The sequence below is a fragment of the Rhodoferax potami genome, assembly GCF_032193765.1.
Taxonomy (GTDB): domain Bacteria; phylum Pseudomonadota; class Gammaproteobacteria; order Burkholderiales; family Burkholderiaceae_C; genus Allorhodoferax; species Allorhodoferax potami.
Genome location: NZ_JAVBIJ010000001.1, coordinates 2,860,841 through 2,872,560 on the forward strand (window position 1 = coordinate 2,860,841; position 11,720 = coordinate 2,872,560).

11 protein-coding genes and 1 pseudogene are annotated in these 11,720 nt (G+C 50.9%); all 12 read right to left on the reverse strand.

All coding sequences use genetic code 11. The features are described 5' to 3' along the window. Positions 1-83 precede the first annotated feature (83 nt). The gene (locus tag RAE21_RS13715; RefSeq protein WP_313881841.1) at positions 84-293 is read right to left on the reverse strand and encodes a hypothetical protein; all 210 of its coding nucleotides are present in this window, start codon (positions 291-293) and stop codon (positions 84-86) included. Continuing rightward, complete coding sequence (locus RAE21_RS13720; protein ID WP_313881843.1) at positions 290-805, reverse strand: thermonuclease family protein; 516 nt, start codon at positions 803-805, stop codon at positions 290-292. Before RAE21_RS13720 ends, RAE21_RS13715 begins: the two co-directional genes overlap by 4 nt. 9 nt (positions 806-814) lie before the next feature. After that, the gene (locus RAE21_RS13725) at positions 815-1,396 is read right to left on the reverse strand and encodes a hypothetical protein (RefSeq protein ID WP_313881844.1); all 582 of its coding nucleotides are present in this window, start codon (positions 1,394-1,396) and stop codon (positions 815-817) included. Continuing rightward, a complete protein-coding gene (locus tag RAE21_RS13730) occupies positions 1,393-1,884 on the reverse strand; it encodes a hypothetical protein (protein WP_313881845.1) in 492 nt (163 codons plus the stop codon). Before RAE21_RS13730 ends, RAE21_RS13725 begins: the two co-directional genes overlap by 4 nt. A 10-nt stretch (positions 1,885-1,894) precedes the next feature. Then, complete coding sequence (locus RAE21_RS13735; protein ID WP_313881846.1) at positions 1,895-3,457, reverse strand: RNA polymerase sigma factor region1.1 domain-containing protein; 1,563 nt, start codon at positions 3,455-3,457, stop codon at positions 1,895-1,897. A gap of 11 nt (positions 3,458-3,468) precedes the next feature. Beyond that, a complete protein-coding gene (locus tag RAE21_RS13740; protein WP_313881847.1) occupies positions 3,469-5,226 on the reverse strand; it encodes a protein kinase domain-containing protein in 1,758 nt (585 codons plus the stop codon). Between the two features lie 7 nt (positions 5,227-5,233). Beyond that, a pseudogene (locus RAE21_RS13745) lies at positions 5,234-7,755 on the reverse strand (Hsp70 family protein). 13 nt (positions 7,756-7,768) lie between these two features. Next, on the reverse strand, positions 7,769-8,698 hold the full coding sequence (locus RAE21_RS13755; protein ID WP_313881850.1) for a hypothetical protein: 930 nt from the start codon (positions 8,696-8,698) through the stop codon (positions 7,769-7,771). An 11-nt stretch (positions 8,699-8,709) separates the two neighbouring features. Next, a complete protein-coding gene (locus RAE21_RS13760; protein ID WP_313881851.1) occupies positions 8,710-10,218 on the reverse strand; it encodes a hypothetical protein in 1,509 nt (502 codons plus the stop codon). A gap of 12 nt (positions 10,219-10,230) precedes the next feature. Further along, complete coding sequence (locus RAE21_RS13765; protein ID WP_313881852.1) at positions 10,231-10,548, reverse strand: hypothetical protein; 318 nt, start codon at positions 10,546-10,548, stop codon at positions 10,231-10,233. A gap of 3 nt (positions 10,549-10,551) precedes the next feature. Continuing rightward, positions 10,552-10,875: a DUF4236 domain-containing protein gene (locus RAE21_RS19355; protein ID WP_428984031.1), complete on the reverse strand. Its 324-nt coding sequence runs from the start codon at positions 10,873-10,875 to the stop codon at positions 10,552-10,554. Between the two features lie 5 nt (positions 10,876-10,880). Continuing rightward, positions 10,881-11,642: a hypothetical protein gene (locus RAE21_RS13770; RefSeq protein ID WP_313881853.1), complete on the reverse strand. Its 762-nt coding sequence runs from the start codon at positions 11,640-11,642 to the stop codon at positions 10,881-10,883. Between the last annotated feature and the right edge of the window lie 78 nt (positions 11,643-11,720).

Here is an 11,720-nt window from a genome sequence, read left to right on the forward strand (position 1 = left end):
GCGCCAAGCAGTCAGTGGCGAGCCACTGACTGCTTGAAAGACAAGCAAAGACAAAACAGACAATCGCCCCACACAACGGTGTATCAAATCCACGCCGCGTTTGCGTTCGACAGCTGTATCAAATCGAAACTGCGTTTGACAGTAAAGAACCAACCCAGTCCAAAGATAGTGCCCCCGACTCCAAGCGCCCCGATAACTGCACCTGTAAGCAGGAACGTCCGATCAGTTAGCTCCCCGCCAACAAACCCGCCAATGATTGCGGAAACAATGACGACGATAACAAACGCTTTCATTTTTCTCCCCTTGCTCGATCTGGATGCCGGAACTCCCAGGGTGGTATTGGATTTGGCTCGCGCCACAATCCTGTTTTACTTTGACGGGCAAGCTGCTCGGCCTCTTCATATGCCACCCTCAAACTTGCCGGTTGATCCTTGGCGTACTGCTTGTAATGCCACGCCAGTCCTGCACGAATCTGCTCCAAGCACACATCGGTTCCATTGACCAACACTCGACCAAGAACTCGACCGTATCGGTCTCTCTTTTCCCATTCAACAGTTACTTTTTTTTCGTAAACATGGTCGGACAAATTCTTCTTTGAGACTGATCCAAACGGCTGCGCCTTCTCCGGAGCGTCAATGCCAGTTAGTCGAACCTTCACACTATCGTGCTCTCCAACCAAAACGGTGATAGTGTCTCCATCAGATACGCCAACCACGCGCCCCTCTAGCTCTGCTGCTGCAGCAGGCACAGAAATCCCGAAAAGTGCGATTGCACACAGAAGAGTTCGAATTGACTGGCTACCCATCCTCAAGGTCTATCCTCCGTCATCTTTCTCGACCGGAGTCCTGGCGGTCAAGATGAAAGCCTCAGGAGAACCCTCTCGAACGAGCACATAACCTGACCGAATTTCTGTCCGTCCCCAGTTGCCATCCCATTTAGATTTGAATGACCACAACTCATCGCCGTCCATCATCTGCGCCAATAAATTCTTCCAACATTTATTTAGATGCCCAAATGGAAGCGCAGGAACAGCACCTAGCGGGTCTTCAATGACTTCATCCGATTCAATTTGCTGAATCGTTCGCTTGGCTAGTAGGTCAGCCTTGCGTACCCCGAACACCTTCTCTTCAAATTTGCCACCGGGGCCTCTATCTCGCATATCTTTAATCTTCATATACAAGACAGCAGGCCAAAAAAGAATCGCGATCACAGAGGCCAAAACAGGTACGAGGCAGTTGTTGATGACTCGATAAGAGAGCTTTTTTCGCTCTGGATTCATAGCATCCAGAATGTCTTTGAGACCCTCAGATTCGGACTTGGAGCTGAGCTTATGCGTGACGTACATAACCACAAGAACCACGGCCCCAATGGCAAGGTACAAATAAAGATAGATCACGGTTGATCTCCCTTTTCTCGTGGGAAAACGGTCATTGCGCCGATGCCGTACCCCTCACTCGCATTCTCGTCCCTAGAAACGCCGTTCACCTTGACTAGTCGGGAAGTCAGAACGCCCTTTTTAAACTCCAGCAAAAGATCACGTTCATAGGTGCTCCCATACCCCATATGAACGTACTCAAGCATCTTTCCTTGAGGCAAGCGAATGGTCCCTGAATACCAATGGGCGAAGACTCGATCGCCATAGCCAGGGAACGCAGTCTCTAAGTTGGCGTCCTCACCTGACTCGAGCTCTCCACGAAGCTCAACCAAGTACAACCGGTCGTTCATGATTTCCCACGTTCCTACGTAGCCTCGCCACAAAGCCGTGCAATTGGATGCGAAATTCGGCAGCTCTCCTCCCAGCGCACAGTAGTCCCCCAGAGGGTTAGTGCACATCGCATGTTTCTCGCCTTCAAAAAGGAGTTTCTCGGATATTTGAGCTGTCATTTCATACTCCTCACAACACGATAGATTGACTGCAATGAGGGCAACGTACACCAAAATCTGTGTACTGAGTCACTTCATCAGGCTCAAATTTCTCGCTACACCTAGGACACGTTGTTATCCCTGTCGGCACCTTGCGCGGGGTGGTTATTTTTAAATTGGACTGCTCTTGTTCTTTTGCCTGCTCTTGCTTTTTAGCTTCCTCGCTCTTGCTAGAAACTGCTATTCCCATTTCTTTCAAAATGTTTTCAATTTCATCAAGAGTTTCAATTTCCAGCAGCTCAGTTGGTAGCGCATCGATGATTTCAAGAAGAGTGACATAGCCGCGCTCTTTCCCGCTCTTGATTAGAGCTTTCAATTTTTCGCGTCGCTTTCGGAATTCGCTTTCAGAAAGAATGGACTCATCAAGCCCAAACTCCTTCATCAATGCACCCTCTTTCGCTTTACTAATCTTCATCCGAAGAGGCTTGCCTTCGGAATCATCCTCATCGCCTGGAGTCGGGTTTTCAAGGTCCGCCTCAATATCCGATAGGTCATCATCATGTGGGTCTGTACTGCAATAGTCTGGATCCCAAGTGAAGGTCCTGCGTCGTTGCTCGAGAAGCCATTCACGCGTTTGACCATAGGATGGCAACTCAGCCGACCATTCAGCCAAGACGATCGCTGTTGGAACCGCCTCATGCTCCCTGATCGCGTCTATTGAACACAAAACAACCTCTTTGGCAAAACCATTTGCCATCGCTTGAAAAGTCGGATTGCTCTCTCCTAGTGAATCTCGTAGCTCATATACGATGTGTTCAACTTTTGAGAGTCCGTTCTTGCGGCGCAAGTCGTCTACAGAGGTTCCTTTTTCTCGCTGCGCCTTACTTTTTTCAATCGCGTCCTGGAGTGTGTTCATCAACGGCTTGGTAACTCGCCCTTTGATGTAGTCCAGCGTGTCTGTATGGAAGGACCAGCAATGTTCTATGAGCTGAATTGCATTTGGTCCGTAGACTTGAGCAGCGGATTTGACTGCATGACTCACTAGCGAATCAGCAACTAGCTCTCTAACTCGATCCACTGAAACTTGATCTGCGCCAGGTACGCCAGCGATTGCCTCTTCATAGAGGTCATCAGTTACGACACCCATATCCTCTAAGGCTTGCTCGAAGTGGGCGGTACCTGTCCCAAGGTCATCTGACATCCATAGGCAATAAACGGCTCGATTAATTCGCCATGTCAGCCTGCCGAACTCTTCGGACTTTTCAATTTGCTTGCTCCAAATGTTTTCTGCTTCGCTCAACTCGAAGTTGGACAGACATTCCAAAGCCAAATCATCGACCGCATCACCACCGCGAAACCAAAAGAATGAGTGAAAAACTCGCATCTCTGGCAACTCGATTCGCCTGGCAGCATCCTTAACTGCATCCAGTGAACGATCAATGTCACCGAGTTCAATCAAGTCAAGAGGAAAAGCTTTTTCTTTGCCGAGCTCGGCAAACATCTCAAGGTCTGAGACACGTTTGGCGATTTCGCGACTAGTCGCTGTGACCGAAAGTCCAAGTACACGAAAAGGATTTCTCAGAACCAAGTCCATGCAGCCTCACCTCAGTCTTCTGGTGAGAAGGTGCGCTTGTCTCGGAACTTCTCGTATGAGCGAACCTGCTCACGTGAAATCGAGGGCTGGTGTTGCTTAAGAACAGCCTCGAACTGCGCGTTCGATATCTTGACTCGGTCTTTGAGGGCTAGACGTGAAGCCTCATTGACAAGGAATTTAATGTCGCTTGAGACATACCCATCCATGAGTCCCGCCAGACTGGTGAGGTCAATATCTTCAGATACAGGCCTGTTTCTCAGATAGAGCCGCAACATCTCCTGCCGAGCAAAAACATCTGGCGGAGAAAGGTATACGACCTTGTCGATCCGACCGGTTCTCATGATGGCTGGATCGATGTTTTCTGGGCGGTTCGTCGCAGCCACGATGAAAATTCCCTTGTCCGCACAGTTGGTCATCTGTGCAAGGAATTCATTCACTTCGGACGATACATGCTGATCAATGCGGCCATCTCGGCTGGGTAGGACCGCATCCACCTCATCGATGAAGATGAGCGTCGGGGCCTTCTCTTCGGCCTCCTTGAACATCTTGCCAATCTTTTCCTGCGTCCCATGGATGTAGGTGCTGGCCAAGTCAGACGGCTTTACTTCGATGTAGTGATATCCAATTTCCTCGGCAAGCTTCTGCGCGATGTACGTCTTGCCGCATCCTGGAGGGCCATAGAGCAGCATGCCGTTTGGCGGAGAAACCCCGTACTCTTTGTAGAGTTCTGGCTCTGATAGAGGTCGAATGATGTCTTGGTACAAGGTCTCTTTGAGCTCATGCATACCTGCAATGAGATCGAAGCCTTTACCTTGATTCTTCGCGGAGTAGTCCTTATTCGGGAGCTCCGAACTTGAGGTATCCCGCAATCTTTTAGGCAGATCTTCAACAACGCCATCGCGCCAATTCTTCAATGCTGCCAAGAACTCCCCGGCGTTGCGATATCGTTTCTCTAAGTCGCGCTCAATCGCTTTGAACAATATTTCGTCAAGTCGATCATCTTCTTCTTCCAGATGGAAGGATGCAGCGCGAGGGGCCTGTTTGCGAGCTCTAGATATTTCTGTGACGACATCTTCAGGGTCTGTATCTCCCCACTCGATTTCGTACTGCCATGGATGAATGCCTGTGACCGCGCGATACAAGGTCACACCTGCGGAAAACACATCGCTAGAGAGGATGTACGTGCCCCAGAAACATTCAGGGGCCAAGTAGGGGTACCGACCTGCAGCGCCAGGCAAGTGCTCGTCGGTGTCGAGAGGCTGGGCCAAACCGAAATCTGACAGCAAGCCACGAGGAGTCACGCCGTCATAAGACAGCAGAATGTTGTCTGGGTTGATGTCTCGATGAATGATTGGAGGATCCATCGAGTGGACATGATTCAGCCCCTCGAGAACGTCAATCATGATGTTGACTGCCTCAGCGCGCGACAGGTTGATTCGCCGGGCCAGAAGTTGCGTAAGCGTCTCACCAGACACGAAGCCCATGGTGAGGTAGTGCCTGGTCTTAGCATCAAGCTGGAACGAGTTGCACTCGAAGACCCGAACCACATTGGGATGCGTGACCTTGGAAAGAACTCTCGCCTCGCGAGATATTTCCTCGATATCGACTGATTTCTCGAAGTCCTCTTTGAACAGCTTGAAGACCTGAACACCCAGATATTTGTGTTGAACGCGGTACACCTCCCCAAAAGCCCCTTCGCCAATGTAGAAGAGGACTTCGTATGTTCCGTTCATGACTTGTCCTCTGGCGAGGGTGCCGCGCTTTTTCATTTAAGCCTCATTGGCGCAAGATGTCATCACTTGCACGCTGAGCAGCTTCTCGCTTCTCTTTGGGCATCAAAGACCAAAGGGTTCGAACCGCTTCTTCTACTTTCGACTTCGAAGGGTTAGTTGCGATCATTGTCTTTGCGTCGTTGAGTACGCGACGTGCTTCACGCTTATCAGTCCATTCAGTGGTCTCGAAGTCTTGGTCGTACTCCTTGATCCAGCTCATCCACAAACCAATGTCTTGCCCAATCAAGGCAAACGAGAAAGCGTGAATCTCGTCGAGAAGCTGCTTTCCAGCGTTGTAGTTTTTCTCGGATTTGGCGTGACGGACACGTTTTTGATAGTCCGCAACAAGCTGCTGAGATTTTTCGTTGCCGTAGCGTTGATCGTTGACCAGCAGGTACTCCATTGCTGAGTCCAAATCGGCTTCCAACTCCGGCCACCTGTTGGTGGACTCGATCTTGTCCAAGGCGATGAATGTCTTTTGCAGCTTTTGTCGCGCCAACACCTTGACGTCGACATCGTTGCCTCGGTTGTTGAGCAACCGTTCGACTTCATTCAATTCGTTCTTGAACTCAGATACATCGGCAGATTTCTCACCTGACTCCAGCTTTTCCGCAACTTCCCGAGCTTGCTCGACGTCCCCCAAGAGGTCAGTCACGTCTTCCGACTTCAGCGTACTACTCTCAAACTGCAAGTCAATCGTCTCATCCAGAGTTGGGATGTAAATAGACAACGAAGCACGGCGAGATGCGTCAATGCTCAGAGTGAGTTCAACTTCGCTTTGCGCGGGGAGCATGGCTGGCAATTGTTCGCCAGTCACAGTTGCTCCACCATAGAGATCATTCAAGATCGCCCGAGAGCCCTCATCGCCATAGGAGAACTCATAGAACTGGACCGTGAATTTGTCAGAGCGATTTCCAGGCCGAATGTCCTTCGCAGTCTTGTAAGAACCTTTCCCTTTGGCGGGAAGAGTCTTGTTCTTCTCTAGACCTTTGAATGCATACACACCCTGTTTGCCGTCCAGGGTGTTGTACACCTCGAGACCGATGGAGTAAGGCAAAGTTGGGTTGGCAATCTTCAGACCGTGGATGATGGTGATTGAGCTTGGCTCACACGGGATGATCGAGCCATCAGGGCCAAAGAGTTTGATGTCGAACTGATTGGCCTTTCCATCATTGAGAACGACCTCAACGATCTCAGTATCACCATCCATCTCCACCTTGCCGCTAGACCAACCACGGTCAGCACGAATGATCTCAAAGGAGAAGGAGGACGGCAGGTTGGCTGTCGATTTGTTTCGATCAACCCGGATTCCAAGGTTCTCGTGGGTTTCAACGGTCGTTTCGGGGTACTTCAGCGTGAGCTGCGCTTTACTAGTGTCGCGTTTTTGCAGATCGCTCGGGATGTTCTTTGTCGAAGCAAAAAGAGCCGCTCCCTTTGCGACAGCCGTCATGGGGTCAACTGTCGTATCGATTCGACTGGAGATCTGTTCCTTCAACATTCGACGCAGAGTCTGCGAAAAGGTCGGTCCGCCGACCAATACGATCGAGCTCAAATCGCTCCCGCTTAATTTATTCCGCTCCAGCAGCTGTTTGCAGATATCGATTGCTTTTTGAAAAAGTGGACCGCAGAATTTTTCGTATTGTTCTAACGAAACAGTGAGATCGAATTGCATCTCCTCGCCATCATCGTCCGGTCCAAAATCCTCCAGTAAATCGTTCCACGAGCTCTTGGACGAAAGTGCGATCTTGGCCTGCTCGGCATAGCGCTTGAGGGCGTTCTGCAGCAGTTTTTTGCTCAGATCGTTCTCTAAAATTCCATCAATCTCGCACTGCTTAGCGATCTCAGGAATAAACAGCTGGTCTACGATCGCTACATCGATGTTTTTCCCCCAAGGTGGTTGTCACCTTCTGTATCGACAACCTTCATGATCCCATCGTCTACGTGCATCAGTGCCGCATCGAAGGTTCCACCTCCAAAGTCAAAAACCAGCCAATGACCGCTATTGGCACTGGCCTTGATTCCATATGCAATGGAAGCTGCGATTGGCTCCTGAAGAAGCTCGCAATATTTGAAGCCAGCCAACTCTGCAGCGCGTTGTGTCGCGTCAATTTGGTTCTGCTTAAACATGGCTGGAACCGTAATCACGACCGAACCAATCTCCTCATCACGGAAATAGCCCTTCAACTTTTTCAAGACTTCCGCAGACAGATCCTCTGACGTATAAGTACGCTCCATGAAAGCAGACTCATATTTATGGTCCGTACCCATTGTCCTCTTGAACTCTAAATAACCATTGCTCGGAGCCTGCCGGCGCGAGCGAAATGCCGACATAGCCTCTTGCTCAATTGCATTTTTGGCGTTCTGCCCGACAAACATCGTTTTTTTCTTGTTGAACGAAACGCAGGATGGCGTTGTGTCCATTTGGTTGTCGTCGCTCTTCTGAATGAGGGCTTCACCGGCTTCCATTCGAGCGATAGCCGAATTGGTAGTTCCAAGGTCAATGCCGTAATCAATCTTCTGTCTCATTTCAATTCCTTACTCAAGATCCAATGCTTACTTCAATGTCGGCCATCCTGATCATCACGCCCTTGTAATTCACTTGGGGAACGACCACTTTGCTGATAATTTTTTGATCTGGCCCCAAGTCATCACTCGGCACAAAGCGCGCCTTCACGGACAGGTTCTCCGTGTAGGCCATGCCTGTATGGTCAACGATCTCGTAGCCTTGCTCCGCTAGTTCAGACTCCAGACGCTCCAAAGACTTCTGCAACGGCGTCAGTCCCTTGGTGTCTTCGGGCAGTGAAGCGAGACGTTTTCGCATCCGATGAATTTCATCGGCAAGCTTCAAAGGCAAGTGATGATCTGCCTCTGCTGGTTTGGCCTGGCCATTGGCCACCGCGCTCATCTCCTGCACCTTCAACTTGTTCAGGATTTCAAACAACGAGTCCGCCAGGGCAGTGTCGGACTTTGCGATCTTTTCTTCCGTAGAGCGAACGGTATCCATGGCACTCTTTACTTGAGCGGACAACGATTGTTCGCTAGCGTCATTCCGACGACGGAGATACCAGTAGCACCCGCCTAGCAATAGCAAAAGGAAAGCAATGGCAGCGCCATACCACTTCGAACGCGTCGTTATGGTTTCGTCGATGGTCTGGGTCTTTTGCTCGGTGTCCCGACTCAACTGATCCAACGATCCACCCAACGCTGTCTGCTTGCCCTCAAGCGCTGCAATCTTTGAACTCATCTCTGTCAGCTTTTGCTGCTGTACCTTGCCGCTTGCCGCGAGATCGCCCAGTTGCTTCTTGAGTTCGATCGTTGCATCTTGAGTTTGCTTCGAACCTTTTTCGAGACCGTCAACACGCTTCTCAACCTTTTGAATTTGAGCTTTTAGCTGGTCAGTTGTCTCATCGGCCCAAATCAAGCTACTTGCAGCGGCAAGCACCAGGGCTATGGTCATTTTTTTATTCATATCGCTCCTTTTTATCCGCTGCACATGGACAACAGAAAGATGACTCCGACGATCCACACCCAGACCGGGATCTGCTCGAAGATGTTGCCTGAACTAGATGCGCGATTTGCTCTCACTGTTACAGCGGCGGTCACGCTGGTATTAATGCCTTCGATCGTTTCAAGGTTTTTGTTCACTCGAACTCGAGTTTCTCCATCAAGATCTAAAAGCAGGAGCTTCCTGGTCAGTCCGGTCGCCTGTCCAATAGTCGACTGAAGATCCGTCAGATTTTTCCTTGAGCTGAACGAGTCTTGCGCCTCGTTGACCGTATCAATCAGGAAGCCAAGGATTCGGTGCGCACATGCGGACGAAATCGTGATGTATCGCTTGTCCGTTGAGCCGACCTTTGCCTTGATCTTCGTCAGCTCACGCTTCATGTCTTCCAACATGTTGCTGGCCTGGGTCATGGTGTACACGTCCACCTTGAGCTTCTTGACAAGCTCCCCAAAGAGCTCGTCTTCTTCGTCTTCCTCAACCCAGCCCTGAATAATTTCGAGGTTCTCTTCAATGCGAGACTTCACACGAGAGAACGAGGGAAGACTGTCCGCCCATTGAATGAGGGACATGGCTAACTTCGGGTCTTTGAATTTGTTGAGTGCCTTGACTGCGCATGCGCACACCTCGTCGGCATAAGCATTCGCGATTGTTTGGAAGCGAATGTCTTCTTCACCCAAGACTTCCTTGAGATCTTTGATGATCTTTTCAACCTTGCCCAGCTGGTTCTTGGCTTTGAGTGCCTCGAGGTCCTCATCGGCACGAAGTTCCTCACTTACCTTGATCGCGTCTTTAACCTCTTCAATCAATGGGTTGACGATCTTGGATGAGACGTAGTCGCGCGCCTCGGAGGGGAACGACCAGAAAGATTCAACAATTTTTAATGCATTATTCCCGTAGGGGGTGCCTGCAGAAGACTGCACCAGACCAACCACCTCGTCGACAACACGCCTCCAGAGACTCTCTCGGTCCAGACCAGACTCATTGCCCGACAGGACGTCCTGGATTGATTCATCTAGATCATCATCAATGACGAAGCCCAAGTCTTCCAAGGCTTCATCCATTTCGTCTTTGTCCAGCGTCCCACCGTTGGCTCTAACAAGACGAAGTACGCCGCGATTGAGTCGCCATGTGTATTTCTTGGTGCCTTTCTTGCCAAGCTGCTTGTCCCACAGTTCAACTGCCTCATCGACGTTGCCAGCTGCCAGGCTTTCAAGTGCCAGCTCGTCAACGCTGTCACCCGCACGGAACCAGAAGAAGGAGTGGAAGAGTCGCCCCTCGGTCTGTTCGATTTTTCTGGCTGCGTCCTTGATCGCTTCAATGCTTCGATCGAGTGCGCCAAGACCTGGGAAATCGTGCGGATACGTCTTCGCCTTACCCAGTTCGGCAAATGTCTCTAGATCTGAAATTCGTTTGGTGATGTCCCGCGTGCTTGCTGTTGCAGGCAAACCCAACACTCGGAACGGATTATTTAAAACGAGCTCCACGCATCAACCCTCTTAAAACGGCCACCACTTGCTTTTTTTCTTCTCGGGAGCTGGTGCTCCACCGCCCAGCAACCGCCCAACAGGTGTTTTCCTGACGTTTTCCAGTTGCTTCAACAGGTCTTGTCGAGATTTCTCATCTAGGTGCGGAGGCTTACCCTCTGCGACCGAAGCTCCCATTTGCTTCATGGTAGCCAGGTCAAAGTAGTGATCGGTCATTGCCAACGAGAGAACCAATTCATCATCGGTGACTGGTCTTCCCCCGCAATGAGGACAGTCAGTGAAGGCTCCATGCTTCATCTCGCCGCACTTGAAACATACCGCTTGAGTCATCTTCTATCCCCTCGCAGCCAGCAAAACAACAATCACCACGACAGCTGCAAAGAACAGCCACTTCCAAATCCTCGCCCCACTTGCGTCGGCTTGGATGATCGATTCGGGCTGGGTCGCAACTTGCTCGGAGACGGGTGTTTGATTGCCCGTGATCTTTTGTCGGTAAGAGAGCCCCGTTCCGGGTATGCCAACGTTGCCAGTTGCTCCATCCTTACCGAGATTCACAGACAGGCCGTTCTTGCCGACGGTGACGCTTGCCCCGGACTTGCTCAAATTGAGCCGAATCCCGGGAAGCAAGCTGATTCGCTTTTGAAATCGAAATCCCATCGTCTTTACGCTGCGCGCCCCATCTTGTGTATGGGCTGCAGCCCCGCATAGTTCGTCACCAGCGGATAGCCTCGATAAAGTTTGCCGCCTTCGGAGATGGTCTGCATGCAAGCCACAGAGACGGAGGCGAAGTTGCCCCGCTTACTCATATGCGAGCAGCTATCAGCGACAGTGCGCCAGTTGCCCGGCAGCTCGGCGTCTTTCTGGGGATAGCGTGCGGTTCTCACAATGACCCACTCCGGGCCATCGTTGCCAACAAACCAAAGCGAGGGATCCACGCCCGGGTTCGCCTGCCATGACATCAGCTCATGACCTTCTTTTTCGATTTGCTCACGGACTACCTGGACTGCAAAGTCCTGCAACTCCCAGTCTGTCATCTCGATCTTCTGGTCGCTGATTTCAGCCGGTGGATCGATGAGCTTCTTGGTTCTCGCGTCTTGCAAGCCCCAACCAGGGAGGGCGGCCTCCCACTTGCCACCATGCTTGCGCATAGGCATTAGGCAGGCGTGTCCTTTGCACCCGTCGGCAACGCTCAGTAGACCCTGCAGACTGCCAGGCCCGTCTATCTGACCCTCTGCGTCCTCGACCCTCAAGAAGAACAGCTGGTTTCCCAGTCGAAACGACAAATGTTCGAGGAAGGGAGGGTTCAAATGCGCCCTCAACCAAGCGTTGAGCTGACCACCCGCCGCGCGCTCGATGTGCATACCAGCGGCTTGCCAGCAGCGGGCAAACTCTGGTGTCACTTCGGACATGGGGATGTCATGCATCGGTACTCCTCAAATCATTTGACAAAGAAACTCTTTTTAATCTTATAAGATGGTATCAGAGTTGTTATCATTACGATA

What these genes read in the sequence shown, in the direction of transcription:
- RAE21_RS13735 (WP_313881846.1), bottom strand. Translation starts at nt 3,457, where the DNA reads ATGGACTTGGTTCTGAGAAATCCTTTTCGTGTACTTGGACTTTCGGTC.
- RAE21_RS13765 (WP_313881852.1), bottom strand. Translation starts at nt 10,548, where the DNA reads ATGACTCAAGCGGTATGTTTCAAGTGCGGCGAGATGAAGCATGGAGCC.
- RAE21_RS13720 (WP_313881843.1), bottom strand. Translation starts at nt 805, where the DNA reads ATGGGTAGCCAGTCAATTCGAACTCTTCTGTGTGCAATCGCACTTTTC.
- RAE21_RS13730 (WP_313881845.1), bottom strand. Translation starts at nt 1,884, where the DNA reads ATGACAGCTCAAATATCCGAGAAACTCCTTTTTGAAGGCGAGAAACAT.
- RAE21_RS19355 (WP_428984031.1), bottom strand. Translation starts at nt 10,875, where the DNA reads ATGGGATTTCGATTTCAAAAGCGAATCAGCTTGCTTCCCGGGATTCGG.
- RAE21_RS13770 (WP_313881853.1), bottom strand. Translation starts at nt 11,642, where the DNA reads ATGCATGACATCCCCATGTCCGAAGTGACACCAGAGTTTGCCCGCTGC.
- RAE21_RS13755 (WP_313881850.1), bottom strand. Translation starts at nt 8,698, where the DNA reads ATGAATAAAAAAATGACCATAGCCCTGGTGCTTGCCGCTGCAAGTAGC.
- RAE21_RS13715 (WP_313881841.1), bottom strand. Translation starts at nt 293, where the DNA reads ATGAAAGCGTTTGTTATCGTCGTCATTGTTTCCGCAATCATTGGCGGG.
- RAE21_RS13740 (WP_313881847.1), bottom strand. Translation starts at nt 5,226, where the DNA reads ATGAAAAAGCGCGGCACCCTCGCCAGAGGACAAGTCATGAACGGAACA.